Source organism: Azonexus sp. GW821-FHT04F04 (assembly GCF_059420025.1).
Map to the genome: position 1 here is coordinate 1 of NZ_JBWKSX010000013.1, position 16,014 is coordinate 16,014.

Annotated in this window: 15 protein-coding genes and 2 tRNA genes; 8 read left to right on the top strand and 9 right to left on the bottom strand. The window is 58.4% G+C overall.

The annotated features are described in order from the left end of the window. Nucleotides 1-153: 153 nt before the first annotated feature. Both AC07TV_RS19665 and AC07TV_RS19670 read right to left on the bottom strand, forming a co-directional pair. Nucleotides 154-229: transfer RNA gene (locus AC07TV_RS19665), tRNA-Met, on the bottom strand. A 68-nt stretch (nucleotides 230-297) separates the two neighbouring features. Beyond that, nucleotides 298-918: a ParA family protein gene (locus AC07TV_RS19670; RefSeq protein WP_494650073.1), complete on the bottom strand. Its 621-nt coding sequence runs from the start codon at nucleotides 916-918 to the stop codon at nucleotides 298-300. 97 nt (nucleotides 919-1,015) lie between these two features. Between AC07TV_RS19670 and AC07TV_RS19675 the strand changes: the two genes are divergently transcribed. Next, the gene (locus AC07TV_RS19675) at nucleotides 1,016-1,816 is read left to right on the top strand and encodes an IclR family transcriptional regulator (RefSeq protein WP_494650074.1); all 801 of its coding nucleotides are present in this window, start codon (nucleotides 1,016-1,018) and stop codon (nucleotides 1,814-1,816) included. Nucleotides 1,817-2,038: 222 nt separating this feature from the next. Here AC07TV_RS19675 and AC07TV_RS19680 read toward each other — a convergent pair whose 3' ends face one another. The 7 genes from AC07TV_RS19680 to AC07TV_RS19710 all read right to left on the bottom strand — a co-directional run bounded on the left by AC07TV_RS19680 (nucleotide 2,039) and on the right by AC07TV_RS19710 (nucleotide 7,751). After that, the gene (locus AC07TV_RS19680) at nucleotides 2,039-3,220 is read right to left on the bottom strand and encodes an acetylornithine transaminase (RefSeq protein WP_494650075.1); all 1,182 of its coding nucleotides are present in this window, start codon (nucleotides 3,218-3,220) and stop codon (nucleotides 2,039-2,041) included. Nucleotides 3,221-3,556: 336 nt separating this feature from the next. Beyond that, nucleotides 3,557-3,985: a GlcG/HbpS family heme-binding protein gene (locus AC07TV_RS19685; RefSeq protein WP_494650076.1), complete on the bottom strand. Its 429-nt coding sequence runs from the start codon at nucleotides 3,983-3,985 to the stop codon at nucleotides 3,557-3,559. Further along, nucleotides 3,975-5,216, bottom strand: coding sequence for an MFS transporter (locus AC07TV_RS19690; RefSeq protein WP_494650077.1), 1,242 nt, complete (start codon nucleotides 5,214-5,216; stop codon nucleotides 3,975-3,977). The genes AC07TV_RS19685 and AC07TV_RS19690 overlap by 11 nt, the downstream gene beginning before the upstream one ends. Nucleotides 5,217-5,218: 2 nt before the next feature. Next, a complete protein-coding gene (locus AC07TV_RS19695) occupies nucleotides 5,219-5,620 on the bottom strand; it encodes an MAPEG family protein (protein WP_494650078.1) in 402 nt (133 codons plus the stop codon). Between the two features lie 614 nt (nucleotides 5,621-6,234). Further along, nucleotides 6,235-6,465 (bottom strand): DUF2789 domain-containing protein, encoded by a 231-nt coding sequence (locus AC07TV_RS19700; RefSeq protein ID WP_494650079.1) that lies wholly within the window; start codon nucleotides 6,463-6,465, stop codon nucleotides 6,235-6,237. Nucleotides 6,466-6,554: 89 nt separating this feature from the next. Next, nucleotides 6,555-7,373 (bottom strand): hypothetical protein, encoded by an 819-nt coding sequence (locus tag AC07TV_RS19705; protein ID WP_494650080.1) that lies wholly within the window; start codon nucleotides 7,371-7,373, stop codon nucleotides 6,555-6,557. A gap of 304 nt (nucleotides 7,374-7,677) precedes the next feature. Beyond that, a tRNA-Thr gene (locus AC07TV_RS19710) sits at nucleotides 7,678-7,751 on the bottom strand. 45 nt (nucleotides 7,752-7,796) lie between these two features. Between AC07TV_RS19710 and AC07TV_RS19715 the strand changes: the two genes are divergently transcribed. From AC07TV_RS19715 to AC07TV_RS19745, 7 genes are read left to right on the top strand one after another with little or no spacing between them, the layout of a single operon-like run. Continuing rightward, complete coding sequence (locus AC07TV_RS19715) at nucleotides 7,797-9,554, top strand: GGDEF domain-containing protein (protein WP_494650081.1); 1,758 nt, start codon at nucleotides 7,797-7,799, stop codon at nucleotides 9,552-9,554. Further along, the gene (rfbF, locus tag AC07TV_RS19720) at nucleotides 9,551-10,321 is read left to right on the top strand and encodes a glucose-1-phosphate cytidylyltransferase (protein ID WP_494650082.1); all 771 of its coding nucleotides are present in this window, start codon (nucleotides 9,551-9,553) and stop codon (nucleotides 10,319-10,321) included. The genes AC07TV_RS19715 and rfbF overlap by 4 nt, the downstream gene beginning before the upstream one ends. Then, on the top strand, nucleotides 10,315-11,367 hold the full coding sequence (gene rfbG / locus AC07TV_RS19725) for a CDP-glucose 4,6-dehydratase (protein ID WP_494650083.1): 1,053 nt from the start codon (nucleotides 10,315-10,317) through the stop codon (nucleotides 11,365-11,367). Before rfbF ends, rfbG begins: the two co-directional genes overlap by 7 nt. 4 nt (nucleotides 11,368-11,371) lie before the next feature. After that, entirely contained in the window at nucleotides 11,372-12,688 is a 1,317-nt protein-coding gene (gene rfbH, locus AC07TV_RS19730) for a lipopolysaccharide biosynthesis protein RfbH (RefSeq protein ID WP_494650084.1), read from the top strand. Beyond that, on the top strand, nucleotides 12,685-14,544 hold the full coding sequence (locus AC07TV_RS19735; RefSeq protein WP_494650085.1) for a thiamine pyrophosphate-binding protein: 1,860 nt from the start codon (nucleotides 12,685-12,687) through the stop codon (nucleotides 14,542-14,544). The genes rfbH and AC07TV_RS19735 overlap by 4 nt, the downstream gene beginning before the upstream one ends. 6 nt (nucleotides 14,545-14,550) lie before the next feature. Then, the gene (locus tag AC07TV_RS19740; protein WP_494650086.1) at nucleotides 14,551-15,192 is read left to right on the top strand and encodes an HAD family hydrolase; all 642 of its coding nucleotides are present in this window, start codon (nucleotides 14,551-14,553) and stop codon (nucleotides 15,190-15,192) included. A gap of 31 nt (nucleotides 15,193-15,223) precedes the next feature. After that, nucleotides 15,224-16,012: a hypothetical protein gene (locus AC07TV_RS19745; RefSeq protein ID WP_494650087.1), complete on the top strand. Its 789-nt coding sequence runs from the start codon at nucleotides 15,224-15,226 to the stop codon at nucleotides 16,010-16,012. Nucleotides 16,013-16,014 lie beyond the last annotated feature (2 nt).

A 16,014-nucleotide genomic window follows, 5' to 3' on the forward strand; every position in this document is an offset into this window, starting at 1 on the left:
ACCGCGCCGTCGCTTTCGCTTCGTCTGCAGCAGAGAGGCAAGATTATGAAGAACTTCTCACCTCCCGTCAAGCTTTTCAGAGAATTCCTGAAATATTTCTTTCAAACTCCAGAAACCTTACGATCAATTAAAACCACTAATCAAACTATTTTCTGGTTGCGGGAGCAGGACTTGAACCTGCGACCTTCGGGTTATGAGCCCGACGAGCTGCCAACTGCTCCATCCCGCGTCCGTCAGAAGAGGGCGCATTATCCAGAGCTTGTTGCAGTGCGTCAAGTACAATCGTAAAAAAAGAGACTATTTCTTTTCGATCCACTCGACCATGGACGACCACTGGTCAACATCTCGTCGATGCTTTGCTCGCGGAGGGTCAAATACCGTTGCACCAGCCGCAGCCACGTTTACGTAATTCTGTGTATTTCTCAAGTAGGCAACGATAGGAATATCGAAGTGCTTCAGAAACTCTTCAAGCATTGCTGCTGCCCGGGTACGCGGATCAACCCGCATCGCCACGATTCCAACCTTTACCCGCTGGCCACGAATTTCGTTGCGGATTGAATTCAAGAAATCCTCTGTGGCGGCCATATCAAAAACTGATGGCACCAACGGCACAATCACCTTATCCACCGTTCGCAGATAGTCGGTCAACTTGTATCCCTGCAACCCGGCAGGCGCATCAACCACAACCCAGTCTGCCTCCTTCGGCAAACTGAGGGAAATCTGGTTCCCGGCAAAGTAACCGGTAATTGCCGGCAATGCCGGGTCGCGAAACGCCATCCAGCGCAGCGATGACTGTTGGCGATCAAGATCGCACAAGGTCGTTTTCTTGCCTTTATTTGCAAAGTAGCCGGACAGATTCGTCGCCAGCGTTGTCTTGCCAGCCCCGCCCTTCGGATTTGCAACCAGAACTGCCCGCATATGACCTCCCCTTATATATTTGCGGGGTCATTATATTCGCCACCTCAAAGGGCTCATAGATGCATAAAATGGATGCTTTCCTTCCATCAGAACCATCATGGCCACAAAAGCAGCTAGCGACCGTCAGGGCATTCAATCCATCGAGGTGGGATTTCGACTGTTGAACGTACTGGCAGCAACCAATCGCCCGATGATGTTGCGCGACATCGCCAAAGGCGCCGGGATGCCCGCGGCGAAAGCACATAGATATATGGTCAGCTTCCTCCGTATAGGGATCGTGGAGCAGGACAACAGTAGCGGTCGCTACGATCTGGGAGCCTACGCTCTGGAATTGGGGCTTTCCGGACTCGGGCGACTTGATCCGGTCCGCCTGGCCGGTCCTATTCTTGAGACGCTCTGCGAAGAGATTCAGGAGACCGTTGCTCTGGCCGTATGGGGCAACCACGGGGCGACCATTGTTCGAATCGTCGACGCCGGCGGCCCGATCACGATCACGCTGCGCGCCGGGACCGTCTTGCCGCTGTGCAACTCGGCAACAGGACGCGCTTTCGCCGCCTTCTACCGTTCGCCATTCCTAAAGAAAAAGCTCGACGACGAGTTAAAGGAAATCTCCGACGCGAGCAAAACAGCCATCACGACGGTTCGCAGACAGCTCGAGAAGAACCTGACAGAAATTCGTTCACACGGGATCAGCCGTGCATCAGGTAGCCTGACCCCGGGCATCAACGGCTTTAGCGCCCCCGTATACGATCACACGGGTACTATGGTTGCCGCGATTACCTCGTTGGGTTCAATCGGTGAATTTAACGTGGAATGGGATAGCCCCGTAGCCAAGGCAATGCTTGAAGCCTCAAAAGCGCTGTCGCACCGTCTTGGCCATGGCAGCTTGGCTGAATGACTCAAGTTGGCGGCAAAGAATACAGTGCCCCCAGAATAGAAAGCTAGTTGCGCGGGTAGACGCAACTAGCCGGGAGAAAATCCGGGTAAGAATTGCGCCTCGTCACTGGTGCTGAGCCCACCGCAGCCTTTTTTCGACCTTGCGCCCACTTATTTCCCTCCGACGCTCGAATGGGCGTGCGCTGCACTCAGCAAGCGAGAACTGGTCACGGTTAGTCTATTTTCAATCTTGCAGCAGGGCGTCGAGCATGGCAATCATCTGATCGATCTCGACCTCGGTCACATTCAGCGCCGGCATGAAGCGCAGTAGATTGGGGCGTGGCGAATTGAGCAGCAAGCCCGTCGGGCCGCCTTCGAGCGCCCGGCGAACGATATCCGGGCCGCGCTCGTCGGCCAGCACCAAGGCCCGCAACAGGCCAGAACCGCGTTCGCCCTGCAAGCCGTGTTTTGCCGACAGTTCGAGCAGGAGTTTCGACAGATATTGCCCGCGCGCCTCGACGCCCGACAGGAAACCCGGGGACAGCAGGCGCGTCAGCACGGCGAGGCCGACGGCGGTCATCAACGGATTGCCGTTGTAAGTGCCGCCTTGGTCACCCGGCTCGAAGCAGCAGATTTCCTCGCACGCCAGCAGCGCCGCCAGCGGCACGCCGCCGCCGATGCCCTTGGCCAGCGTCATGATGTCCGGCGTGATGCCGGCGTGTTCGTAGGCGAACAGCTTGCCGGTGCGGCCCATGCCGGTCTGCACTTCATCGACGATGAGCAGGATGCCGCGCGCCGTGGTCAGCTCGCGCAGCGCCTTGAGGAATTCGATATCGGCCGGGATCACCCCGCCCTCGCCCTGCACCGGTTCGAGCATGACCGCTACCGTTTTTGGCCCGATTTTCTCGTTGACCGTGGCAATGTCGTTGTAGGTCGCTTTCGGGAAGCCCGGCACCTGCGGCGCGTAGATCGTGTCCCAACCAGCCTTGCCGGAAGCCGACATGGTCGCCAGCGTGCGCCCGTGGAAGGAATGGCCGAAAGTGATGATCTCGTAGGCGCCATCCTTGTGCAGCCGGCCCCACTTGCGCGCCAGCTTGATCGCCCCCTCGTTGGCTTCGGCACCGGTATTGGCGAAGAAGACGCGGTCGAACACCGAATTGGCGGTGAGCAGGCTGGCCAGTTCGATCATCGGCCCGTTGTAGAAAGCCGGGCTCGGGTTGATCAGCTTGCCCGCTTGCGCAGTCAGTGCCGCGGCGACTTCCGGCGGGCAATGGCCCAGCGTATTCACCGCCCAGCCCTGGATGAAGTCGAGATAAGCCTTGCCCTGATGGTCGTAAAGCCACGACCCCTCGCCGCGCTCGAAAACGAGATCGGGACGGTTGGTGATGCTCATCAGGGAATCGGTATTGGCGGCGTGGTATTGCATGGTCGGTTTTCCGTGGAAGGGAGCTGGAATAATAAGTCCGCGATATTACCGAATTACGCGAGGCGGTTGCGCGCTCGCAAAATTCGGTCAGGCGCGTTCTCGCAAGAAACAGGTGCATTGCAAACATTGGCTCTGTCGGCGTGACTGTTGATTGATATTGCGACCCTCACCAAACAATCCCCATGTCATTCAGAACGTTACGGGCGATTCAATCGTGCTTAAAGGTGCCAACTAAACTAACCTTTCAATCTCGAGGGCGTCGTCCTAAAAGCCGGTCATCGCCTGGATGCGTGAAGCCACGCGAGTCTGAACGCCACCGGCCATCGACCGGATGCCTCACCCGCCCCCAACCAACCCCGCCAACGCTGCCTCGGCAAACGCCACATCCTGGGCCTCGCTCCCGCCTGACACACCAATCGCCCCGACCAGCACGCCCTCGTGCTTGACCGGCAGGCCGCCGCCGAAGCCGACGAAGCGGTCACGTTGCATCAGGCCGTGGCGGAGCATTTCGGAGCCTTTGGCCAGGCGGGCATCCCATTTGGCGGTGGCGGGGCCGAAGCTGACCACCGTGTAGGCTTTGTCGAGGGCGATGTCGATGGAGTGGTAGGGCGCGCCGGGGTGGCGTTTGAAGACGAGCGGGTAGCCGGCGCGGTCGACGACGGCGACGCAGATTTTGACGCCGGCTCCGCTGGCGGCGGCGAGTGCCCGGTCGGCCAATTGTTCGGCGCTGCACAGGCCGAGCGAGGCGATCATTTCAATGTCCATGACTTTCTCCATGCGCTGCCGAGACTTGCGCCGTCAGGCGTTGGCGCAGGGTGAGCAGGAATATTGCGAAAACGGTGAGGGCGGCGCCTTCGACCAACATGGTCTGGCCGGCGCCGAGCGCGACGGCGACGAAGCCGGCGAGCAGGCCGCCGAGCGCGTCAAAGCCGAAGCGGGCCGAGGTGAAGAAGGAGACGATGCGGCCGCGCAGCTGCTCGGGGGCAGAGCTTTGCAGGATCATGTTGATGCCGACGTTGCACACCGAGATGCCGAAGCCGAGGCCGACCATGGCGGCCAGTGCGAGCGGCAGCCGGGTGGTCGCGCCGAAAACAAGCAAGGCGACGGCGCTGATGGCGACGCCTGAGACGACGGCGGCGATCAGGCCGGAGACGGTTTTTCGGGTGGCGAGAAAGACCGTCGAGGTGAAAGCCCCGCAGCCGGCGGCGCCCCACAGCCAGCCCAACGTTGTTGCATCGCCGGCGAAGACGTCGCGGGCGAAGACCGGGAGCAGGACGGCGTAGGCCGAGGCGGTGAGGTTGAGCGCGATGAGCGTGACGATCAGCATGCGGATGACCCAGGTGTGCCAGGCGAAGAGCAGACCTTCCTTGAAAACCTGGCCGACCGAGCCGGTGGCGCGCAGCGGCGGCTGGCTACGGACGACCAGGATGGCGGCGATGAGCGCCAGGAAGGAAAAGCCGTTGATGGCGAAGCAGAAGGCTTCCGAGGTCAGGCCGAGGAGCAGGCCGGCAATCGGCGGGCCGATGAAGCGGCCGGCATTGAAGAGCATGGCATTGAGGGCCAGCGCGTTGGGCAGGTCGTCGCGGCTGCCGACGAAGCTGCCGATCAGCGACTGGCGCAGCGGCGCGTCGAAGCTGCTCAGGACGCCGAGGACCAGCGCCATGAGCACGATGAAGCCGGGGGTTATCCAGTCCAGCCAGCACAGGCCGGCGAGGACGAAAGCCTGGACGGCCATCAGCGACTGGACGCCGACCAGCCACTTTTTCTTGTCGTGCTTATCGATCCAGGCGCCGGCCAGCGGGCCGACGACGAGTTGCGGTATGAGGCCGCAGAAGGCCGTGATGCCAAGCAGCGCGGCAGAACCGGTGAGCCGGTAGACCAGCCAGGCGAGCGCCACCTGCTGGATCCACGAGCCGAGGATGGAAATGGCCTGGCCGGTGAAATATAGGCGGAAGTTGCGATGCGCCAGCGCTCGCATGCCGGCTGGCAAAGCCATGTTCAAGCTCCTGCGAACATGGCCGCGCAGAGCGCAGTGCCGACTAAATAAGTGCCAAGCGCGCCGACGAATCGGGCCGGGTTGGGCCGCCCCAGGCTGGGCCAGGCGATCAGCCCGATGACGAGCAGAAAGCGGCAAAAGGTGGCGGCGATAATCAAATTGACGACGAGGTCGGACGGCCCGCGCCAGCCGAAATAGAGAAAGATCACGGCGAGGAATGGGGCAAATTCGGCGGTATTGGCATGCGCCCGGATCAACCTGTTGAGCATGGAGTTGCGCTCAGCCGAAGGACCGGAACCGGTACCCGTACGGAAGCGGAAGATGGAGACAGCCAGTCCGAGTAGAAAGAGCAGCATGCCGAGGGCGGCGGTGCAGTAGAGGGCAACGGGGTGGATGTTGGGCATGAGGTTTGAACGTTATTGTTGGTCAGCGCGAAGCGCGCCGGAAGAGCAGATAGCCGGCCAGCGAGGCAGCGCTCGTCGCCAGGATGACCCAGACCATCGGCCGGCCGCTACCGTCGTGAGTGTAACTGACAGCAGCGACCTTACTTTTGCCCAGAGAGTACGATGAAGTTAAAAAGGTTGGCTGAAAAATTGACGAGCATCGCAGCAAAGGCGGTGCCGACCGTTAGCGTTTCCGGAAACTGGCGCCAAACCATAACAAAATTCAGCATGGCGGCATGGATGGTCCCGCTCCTACAGCAGAGACATGGAAGGGAGGAGAAGCGGCGATCCACAAAACAAAACGGCACTCGCTTCCTGGTTTGGGCGAGGAATACATGATTCAGAGCCCCCCCCACTGAAGGATTTCATTTTCGGGCAAATTTTCGGGTTGACCGTGGGAATGCGAAGTAGGTTGCGCACAGCCCCCCCAAGGCCAGATACTTGGTTTCCATGTACTCGTCAAAGACATTGACAGGAGCCTTTACGGCCGAATACCGCCCCCTTTTCAGAGTCGCACAGGCCCCAAGGTCGACAATTAATCTGCCGAGCACTCCCTCCGTAAATCGACTGACGGCTTACGACAGACGAACGTTGAGTTCGTCGATAACCCCGGCCCAGTCTGCATCCTCGATTATTTCCTCCTTGAGGAACGCACGCTGGGCGGCCGTCCAGAACGGGGCGCGATATAGCGCTACGCCGTGCGCCAAGGGACGATGGCTGGCGATGAAACTATCAATCGCCACTGGATCGTCCGGCAATCCAAGCTGGGCAAACAGATTGTCCATCGTGTGCAGGCTGGCATCCATGTGAATTCCTTTCCCGACTGTCCATGCGATATCCGCATGCTGGTTCGATGAAATGAAATCAAAACAGTTCCAGAAGAAAGTCACTCCACCTAGATCAGGATATAACGATGGCAGCGAGACTCGCTGGCCAGCGCATCCATGGCTTCCTGAACGGAGATCTGAACCAGACTGACCAGCCAATGGCGCCGGTCGGCACAACGCATTACCGGCAACTCGGCCCGGCCGAGCCGTGGGTCGGCAACGGCAATATTGCTCGATTCCAGCCGCAAATGATTTTGGGGGGTCTCCAGCCAGGCGACCAATCCTTTCAACAGATTGTCAGGCTGCAACTCCCGTTCGGCCAGAACATACTCGGGAGCCTGGCCATCTTTCGGTGTTGGAGCGGGCGCTCCGTTTTCAATGTCCCACTCCGACTTAAGGAGCCGCCCCTTGTTCCGCAGAATCTCGACATGCTCACGGAACTGCCCGAGGAGACGATGCAGACAAGAGTTGCGCAGACTTTCCCGGCAATACTCTTCGCTATATCCAATACTGCGGATGGTGTGGTCAGCGAATTGCAGGCCAAGCTCATTGCCCAACCCCGCCCTCTCGCGAAAACCGAGGAGCCCGAAGAACTCGAGCTTGCCCTCCCTGGCCAACGGCGGCAAGAAATCCCGGATCTCGATGCTTCTCCCCAGCGCAACCTGGACATCAGCAGGTTCGGGAAAAACAGTCTGGAAAAACGAATTGTGGCAAGAAGCGCTGGCCGAAATTTCGAACGGGCCGGGGATACCCTTGATCTGCTGATGGTAGTACTCCTCTGCAGAGTGCAAGGCCTGCGCCAGGATGGGTTCGAAGTTGTTCGCCTCGGAAATCGATTCGCCTAGGGCTGCGACCACCTTCTCGACAAACCGATGGGTCGGAGACATGGCACGTGGGCCATGAACAAGCCCATTGAGTTTATTGAAAAACATCCGGACGCTCCCTAGGTTTAGACCAATGGAATATTACCCCTATTTTAAGTATGGGTAAGCAGATTGACCATGGCTGGTGTGAAACAGCGTCAGGATTGCATCAAGTCACTCAACAGGGTGTCGCTGTGCAGGTATGATTCGGAGAGCTTACGACCGGCTACCTTGAGACACATTAATGGCCAAACCCCTTTGGGTTCCTGCACGGCACCCGAAAAACAAAAAAGCCACTCCGAAGAATGGCTTAACTGTTTGATTTTACTGGTGCCCCCGAACGGAATCGAACCGCTACCTGATGATTACAAATCAACTGCACGACCTTCATGCTACGGGGGCCCAAGTGATGGGGCGCGATTATAGCTTGAACATTCAAATTTCGACATGAGCACTCTCACCAATCCTTTCGAGATCGCCCGGGAAACCCTGCGACTTCTGGCCGTGCGCCGTATTCCGCCATCGCCGGAGAATTACCAGACGCTTTATCACGAGATCGCCGGGACCAAACCGGCCGGCGCGTCGTTTCCGGAAGCGCAACTGCGCTCACTCGCCGCCGCCCTGCCTAAAGCATCCCCCGATCAGCTACGCTTGGCCCGGCAACTCGAAGAGTCGGTCAAAGCGGCCAACTGGGACGACTACAAGAAGTATCTGAGTGATTTCGTTGCTGGCCTTGCCGAATCGCAAAAACTGGCCTGGTCAGAGTTGATAACCGATCTGCTGCGTTTGTGGGATGCCAAACATCCGGGGCTGACCTCCGCCCGCAAACGCGAGTCGCTCGAACACGTGTTGACGAGCAACGCCGCCAATCCCGACACGCTGTACACCCGCTTGCAGAGCCTGTTACGCTCGTGGGGACAAGGCAAGGAGGCGGAGGCCGTCAATCCCGCCGAAGCCGGCAATATCGAAATTAGCCCAAATTCCGGGTTGACCGTAACAACGGCCGACCTGCTGCCCGAGCTGCGCGAATTGTTTGCTTTTACGCTCGAAACGGCGATGGCCACTCAACTGATCGAAAGCCCGCAGCTTTCCACCGATGCCAAGGCGCTGGCCAAGGACATCCGCAGCGCGACGAGCCCGGCCCAGTTGCAGGAATTTCTCGTTCGCCTGAAGCGCTTCGCCTTCAAGCTCGAACTACTGGCCGAAGATCAGGCAGAACTCCGCCAAAGTCTCCTTGGTCTGCTTCGTCTGCTGGTCGGCAACATCACCGACCTGGTCCTCGATGATCACTGGCTGCACGGACAGATAGAGGTGGTCCGGGAAATCATCGACAAGCCGCTGTCACAGCGCGCCCTAGATGACGCCGAACGGCGGCTGAAGGAAGTCCTCTACAAGCAAAGCCAGCTCAAGGCCAGCCTGTCAGAAGCCAGGGATGCCATCAAGAGCATGCTGGCCGGTTTCGTCGACCACCTCGCCGACTTCGCCGATGCGACCTCCGATTATCACGACAAGATTGAAAGCTGCGCCGGAAAAATCAGTTCGGCCACCGACATCTCCGAACTGGAAAGCGTGCTGGGTGAAGTCATGCGCGAAACCCGGACGATCCAGATCAACGCCCAGCGCTCCCGCGACGAACTGCGAATAACCCAGCAAAAGGTGCAGGAATCGGAAGCGCGCATCACCGAGCTCGAACGCGAACTCGAAACCACCAGCGAACTCGTCCGCCACGACCAACTGACCGGTGTCCTCAACCGCCGTGGCCTGGAAGAGATCTTCACCAAGGAAGCCGCCCGGGCAACGCGCCATGAAACCTCACTGTGCGTTGCGTTGATCGACATCGACAACTTCAAGAAACTGAACGACTCGATGGGGCACGAGACCGGCGATGAAGCGCTCATCCATCTGGCGACAATCTGCCGCGAAACGCTCCGGCCGCAAGACACTGTCGCCCGTTACGGCGGTGAAGAGTTCATTGTCCTGCTCCCGGATACTCCGCTCAATGATGCGGTGAGCGCGCTCACCCGCCTCCAACGCGAACTGACCAAAAAATTCTTCCTGCATGCCAATGAGAAGGTGCTGATCACATTTAGTGCGGGGGTTACGCAAATGAATTCTGAGGACAACCAGGCTACCGTGATTAAACGGGCTGACGAAGCGATGTACCAAGCAAAACAGACAGGCAAAAACCGGGTGGTCAGCATATGAAGGCCGTCATCCTGGCCGGGGGACTTGGCACCCGCATCAGCGAAGAATCGCACCTCAAGCCCAAACCCATGATTGAAATTGGTGGAAAGCCGATCATTTGGCATATTTTGAAAATTTACTCCGCACACGGAATAAATGACTTCGTCATCTGCCTCGGCTACAAGGGCTACGTCGTCAAGGAATACTTCGCGAACTACTTCCTACACAACTCCAACGTCACATTCGACCTGACGAACAACCAAATGCAGGTGCACCAGCGGCATGCTGAGCCTTGGAAAGTGACACTGGTCGATACCGGCGAACATACCCAAACCGGCGGCCGACTTCGGCGAATTAAGGATTTTCTCGTTCCCAACGAGCCTTTCTGCTTCACCTATGGTGACGGAGTTGCAGACATCAACGTCACAGCACAAATCGCCTTTCACAAGCGCCACGGACTGGCTGCAACGGTCTGCGCAGTCACCCCCCCCGGGCGATTTGGCGCGCTCGACATCGACGGTTTTCAGGTCAGTCGTTTCCAAGAAAAGCCAATCGGCCAGGGCGGCCTGATCAACGGTGGCTTTTTCGTTCTGCAGCCGGAAGTCGTTGACCTGATCGAAGATGACGCCCAGCCTTGGGAAGCAGAACCGATGCGCAACCTGGCCAGTCGCGGTGAATTGGCGGCGTGGATGCACGAAGGCTTCTGGCAACCGATGGATACCCTGCGCGACAAGATGCATCTGGAAGAGCTCTGGCAACAAGGAAAAGCCCCCTGGAAAACATGGTGAACCAACAGTTCTGGCAGGGCCGACGGGTTTTTCTGACAGGGCACACCGGCTTCAAGGGTAGCTGGCTGTCTATCTGGCTGCACGAACTGGGCGCTGAACTCAGTGGTTACGCCCTTGCGCCACCAACCACCCCGGCGCTCTATGACATCGCACGGGTAGGTGAATGCCTGTCCTCCACCATAGGCGACATCCGTGATGCTGCGCAACTGGCCAACACGATGCGCGCGGCTGCGCCGGAAATCCTGTTCCATCTTGCCGCCCAACCGCTGGTCGGTGAAGGATATCGCAACCCGGTCGACACCTACGCGACTAACGTCATGGGGACCGTCAATGTTCTGGAAGCGGCACGATGCTTACCCAGCCTGCGCGCCATTGTCGTCATCACTACCGACAAGTGCTACACCAATCACGAGACCGGCCGAGCCTTTAAGGAATCCGATCCACTGGGCGGTCACGACCCCTACAGCAGTAGCAAGGCGTGCACCGAACTGGTCAGCCATGCCTATCGCCAATCCTTCCTGAATCAGAATGGTATCCGTCTGGCCACCGCTCGGGCAGGCAACGTCATTGGCGGTGGCGACTGGGCTGCCAACCGCTTACTACCCGATCTCCTGCGCGCCTTCTCTCGGGGCGAGACTGCTCGGTTGCGCCATCCGCAAGCCATTCGCCCCTGGCAACACGTTCTGGACCCACTCTCCGGATACATCATGCTCGCAGAGCGGTTATGTGCAGGATCGGTGGCTGAACGGGCCTGGAACTTCGGGCCAGAGACCGCAGACTGCGTCACCACCGGCGAGCTTGCCACGCGACTGTCAACCGCCTGGGGTCCGCAAGCCAGCTGGGCGCCCGACGAGGCAGCAGATTTCCCGCACGAAGCAACCTTGCTGAGTCTCGATGCCAGTGATGCAAAGAATATTCTCAAGTGGCGTCCGAAATGGCCGTTAACAGTGGCCGTTGAGCAAACCACCGCGTGGCATAAGGCGTGGCTTGCCGGGCATGACATGCAAGCGATCTGCCGCCGGCAGATCACCGAATACGCAGATTGACACCATGACGTTAAACGAAGAACGACAAGATATCCTTCAGAGAGTGCGCGCATACGCCGCGCGCACGACTGCTGCGCCGGATTTCGCCCCAGGACAGAGCGTCATTCCACCCTCCGGCAAGTTGCTGGGGCCGGATGAGTTTGTGAATCTGGTTGACGCAGCGCTGGACGGCTGGCTGACCACCGGACGCTTTAATGCCGCGTTCGAGCAAAAGCTGGGCGAGTTTCTTGGCGTCCCGCACGTGCTAACCTGCAATTCTGGGTCGAGTGCCAACCTGCTGGCCCTTACCGCCCTGACTTCGCCGCAACTGGGCAAACGCGCGCTGCGTCCCGGCGACGAGGTAATCACCGCCGCTGCGGGCTTTCCAACCACTGTCAATCCGATACTGCAAAACGGTCTGATCCCGGTCTTTGTCGACTCTGAAATTCCGACCTACAACCCGTCGCCAGCCAGCATCGAGGCCGCCATAACACCTAAAACTCGGGCAATCATGCTCGCGCATACACTGGGCAATCCGTTCGACGCTCATGCCTTGCGTGAACTGGCCGACCGCCACGGATTATGGCTGGTTGAGGATTGCTGCGACGCCCTTGGATCGACGCTCAACGGGCGTATGGTTGGCACTTTCGGGCACGTCGGCACACTCTCCTTTTATCCGGCGCACCACATCACCATGGGCGAAGGCGGGGCAGTTTTCACGGTCGACCCGAAATTACGGCAAATTCTGGAATCCTTCCGTGACTGGGGCCGCGATTGCTGGTGCGCCCCGGGCTGTGACAACACCTGCGGCAAGCGCTTCGACTGGCAACACGGCGAACTGCCGGCCGGCTACGATCACAAGTACGTCTATTCGCACCTGGGCTACAACCTGAAGATCACCGATATGCAGGCGGCGATCGGGCTTGCCCAACTGGAACGCGTCGACCACTTCATCGCCACACGCAAACGCAATTTTGCCGATTTATTGAGTCACCTATCCGGCTTGCATGAGTTCCTGGTTCTCCCGGAAGCCACTTCTGGCAGCGATCCATCCTGGTTCGGCTTCCCGCTGACGCTGCGCGACGAGGTGCCTTTCGACCGCGTCACGCTGCTGCGCTACCTTGATCAGCACAAGATCGGTACGCGCCTGTTGTTTGCCGGCAACTTGACGCGCCAGCCGTACATGGCCGGCCGACACTACCGTGTGGCCGGCCCGTTGGACAACGCCGACCGCATCATGAAAAACACCTTCTGGCTTGGGATTCACCCGGCCTTGGACCCGCACATGATCTCCTACGTCGCTGACCGGATCAGAACCTTTATCGGGGTAGATTTCGCATGACCGGTCACCTGCGCGTTGCCGATTACATTGCGCAGCGCTGCGCCGAAGCCGGTGCACGCCATGTGTTTCTGGTCACGGGTGGTGGTGCAATGCACCTGAACGATGCATTTGGTCGCCATCCACAGCTTTCGCCGATCTGTTTCCACCACGAGCAGGCAGCAGCCATGGCAGCTGAAGGTCATTATCGTACCTCGCGCCGCCTTGCCGTACTCAATGTGACCACCGGCCCTGGTGGAATCAACGCATTGAACGGAGTCTATGGCGCCTATGTCGACTCCATCGCCATGCTCGTTGTTTCAGGACAGGTCAAGCGCGAAACCTACCTCCGTAACTACCCGCAACCCTTGCGGCAACTGGGCGACCAGGAAGTCGACATCGTCAGCATGGCGCGCCCGATCACCAAGTACGCCACGACGGTCCAGAACCCGTGCGAGATTCGGCGCGTCATGGACAAGGCGATATTCCTGTCTACGCACGGCCGCCCCGGGCCAGTCTGGATAGACGTTCCGGTCGACGTCCAAAGCACGCAAATCGATCCGAGCGACCTGCCAGGCTGGGATAGTGCCGATCACGAGAGCCTGCTCGACGACCCCGAACTTTGTCCAAATACACGCGCCTGGCTAGCGCAGCAGCCGACGACGACCTTCGATACGGCCCTGGACGCCTTGCTGGCAGCCCTAAAGGAGGCCAAGCGGCCGGTGCTGATGGCTGGTACCGGCATTCGCCTGTCTGGTATGCAGGAGGCGTTCATCACCCTGTGCACCCGACTCGGGATGCCTGTAGTTACCGGCTGGAACGCCCACGACTCTCTGACCGACGACCATCCCTGCTATGCCGGCCGCCCCGGTACCGTCGGCGACCGCGCCGGCAACTTCACGGTCCAGAATGCGGACCTGCTGATCGTACTCGGTTGCCGCCTGAATATCCGCCAGATCAGTTACAACTGGCAAAGCTTCGCCGCCGGCGCCCGTAAGTTTATGGTCGACATTGATGCCGTCGAAATGGACAAGCCAACGCTGTCGATCGACTACAAGATCCACGCCGATCTAGCCGACTTCATTCCGGCACTGCTCAAGCGCCTCGATGGCTACACGCCAGCCAGGGAACACCAAGACTACCTTCGCTGGTGCCGCGACCGGGTTAGCCGCTACCCCGTCGTTAGCACTGCACAAAGAACAACAAACCGGCCACTCAACCCCTACTATTTTATCGAACTGCTGTTCGCCAAGCTGGATGAGGATGCGGTGGTTGTCACCGGCAACGGCTCCGCCTGCGTCATGGGCTTCCAGGCGGCTCGCCTGCGGGCCGGGCAGCGTCTATTTACCAACTCCGGCGATGCCTCGATGGGGTACGACCTGCCGGCGGCAATCGGCGCCTGTATCGCACGCAACCGGCAACGGGTGATCTGCCTCGCCGGCGACGGCAGCCTGATGATGAACCTTCAGGAGTTGCAAACGCTCGTTGGCTATCAGCTACCAGTCAAGGTCATCGTCCTGAACAACGCCGGTTACCTCTCCATTCGCCAAACCCAGTCTGCCTACTTCCAAGACAACATGTTCGGCATCGGCCCGGACAACGGCGTCAGCCTGCCCGATTTTGTCGCCGTGGCGCACTCTCTGGGACTGCCTGCGCACCGCGTCGCAAGCGCGGAAGACTGGCTATCGCAAGCAACCGAAGACTTGCTTTCAGCCCCGGGACCGGCGCTCATAGAGGTCGTTGTCGACCCCGCACAAGGATTTTCTCCAAAACTAGCCTCAAGAAAACTCCCCGATGGGTCGATGAGTACACCAGCGCTGGATGACATGTCTCCGTTTCTGGATAGAGATGAGCTTGCAGCAAGCCGTTTCTCAGACTGAGAACTCATGTACTCAACAATTGTTTACGACCTCGATGGAACGCTGATCGATAGCGCGGCGACGGTAGCAGGGCTGCTGAATGACCTGCGAGCCGAACGCACTTTGCTGCCACTGGCAAGGGAAGATTTAACGCCATGGCTAAGTGTTGGAGGCAAGACCATGGTTGCCGCAGCACTTAACATTGCCAAGGACGAGGCACAAGCCTATCTTGATATATTTCGTGCTCGTTACCTCGCGTTGCCAACCAATCCGGCAACACTCTACCCTGACGTACACAAAACATTATCAACACTGAAATCCAGAGGTATCCGGCTTGGCCTTTGCACCAACAAGCCAAGGCAACTCACCGAAAAAATCCTCGCCGAAACGGGGCTCAATATATATTTTAATGCCGTTTGTGCGGGTCTAGACTTGCCCACCAGCAAACCCCATCCGGATAACCTGCATGCGTGCTTGAATGGATTGGGCTGCTCCCCGGACGAAACTCTCGTAGTCGGCGACAGTTGCGTTGATCAAGCCATAGCAAAGGCATGTGGCACCGGATTTGTATTCTTCAGCGGTGGCTACGATGACGGCGTTAGTCAGGAAAACCGCACCCTAACAATTCAGCACCATGCTGAGATATTCAATCTGATCCAATTCCAATAAAGGTTCCATCATGAATGTTTGCGAACGCAAGATGCTGAGTCTGCTCAAAGCACTCAAGAACGATTATGGCTGTGTTGCGGTCAAAGCAGAGTTTGAAGCAGAGGGCACTCGCGTGGACGAACTGCTTCGCCTCATGGAGATCGCCCGCAAAGCCGATTTGAAAATTGGACTGAAAGTCGGTGGTTGCGAAGCGATGCGCGATCTCATCGAGAGCAAGCAATTTGGCGTGGAGTACATCATTGCCCCGATGGTCGAAACCCCATACGCATTAAGCAAATTCATTCAGGCCAAGGATCATGTTTACACCCAAGATGAGCAGATTGACACCGAATTCCTTTTCAACATGGAGACCCACACGACCTTTACGTCGATTGCCGCAATGTCCGATATGGCTGTAGCAGGGGGCTTGGCTGGCATTGTCTTGGGCCGTGTCGACTTTGTGGGTTCGCTAGGCTGGGGCCGCGAGGCAGTCAATTCCCCCAGCATGGCAGAGTTTTGTCAGGTAGCGGCCCAGCACTGCCGTGACAAGCATCTTGACCTTGTCATTGGTGGTGGCGTATCGGCTGACGCAATCCCATTTCTGACGGAGGTCCGTAAAACGCATTTGACTCGCTTCGAGACGCGTAAGGTTATTTTCGGCGCCAACGCTCTAGACATCTCTGAAATCCGTGAAGGCCTGCGCGTGGCGGTGCATTTCGAACTGTTGTGGCTGCAGAACAAGCGTGATTATCATGGCTTCATCCATCGGGAAGACAATGCTCGAATCGAGATGCTTGAAAAGCGCTGGCAAGTACTATCCGAAACCATACCAAATTACTGACA

Coding starts and splice junctions, on each gene's coding strand:
- rfbG (WP_494650083.1), top strand. CDS start 10,315: ATGGTGAACCAACAGTTCTGGCAGGGCCGACGGGTTTTTCTGACAGGG.
- AC07TV_RS19715 (WP_494650081.1), top strand. CDS start 7,797: ATGAGCACTCTCACCAATCCTTTCGAGATCGCCCGGGAAACCCTGCGA.
- AC07TV_RS19680 (WP_494650075.1), bottom strand. CDS start 3,220: ATGCAATACCACGCCGCCAATACCGATTCCCTGATGAGCATCACCAAC.
- AC07TV_RS19690 (WP_494650077.1), bottom strand. CDS start 5,216: ATGGCTTTGCCAGCCGGCATGCGAGCGCTGGCGCATCGCAACTTCCGC.
- rfbF (WP_494650082.1), top strand. CDS start 9,551: ATGAAGGCCGTCATCCTGGCCGGGGGACTTGGCACCCGCATCAGCGAA.
- AC07TV_RS19670 (WP_494650073.1), bottom strand. CDS start 918: ATGCGGGCAGTTCTGGTTGCAAATCCGAAGGGCGGGGCTGGCAAGACA.
- rfbH (WP_494650084.1), top strand. CDS start 11,372: ATGACGTTAAACGAAGAACGACAAGATATCCTTCAGAGAGTGCGCGCA.
- AC07TV_RS19700 (WP_494650079.1), bottom strand. CDS start 6,465: ATGGATGCCAGCCTGCACACGATGGACAATCTGTTTGCCCAGCTTGGA.
- AC07TV_RS19695 (WP_494650078.1), bottom strand. CDS start 5,620: ATGCCCAACATCCACCCCGTTGCCCTCTACTGCACCGCCGCCCTCGGC.
- AC07TV_RS19745 (WP_494650087.1), top strand. CDS start 15,224: ATGCTGAGTCTGCTCAAAGCACTCAAGAACGATTATGGCTGTGTTGCG.
- AC07TV_RS19735 (WP_494650085.1), top strand. CDS start 12,685: ATGACCGGTCACCTGCGCGTTGCCGATTACATTGCGCAGCGCTGCGCC.
- AC07TV_RS19740 (WP_494650086.1), top strand. CDS start 14,551: ATGTACTCAACAATTGTTTACGACCTCGATGGAACGCTGATCGATAGC.
- AC07TV_RS19675 (WP_494650074.1), top strand. CDS start 1,016: ATGGCCACAAAAGCAGCTAGCGACCGTCAGGGCATTCAATCCATCGAG.
- AC07TV_RS19705 (WP_494650080.1), bottom strand. CDS start 7,373: ATGTCTCCGACCCATCGGTTTGTCGAGAAGGTGGTCGCAGCCCTAGGC.
- AC07TV_RS19685 (WP_494650076.1), bottom strand. CDS start 3,985: ATGGACATTGAAATGATCGCCTCGCTCGGCCTGTGCAGCGCCGAACAA.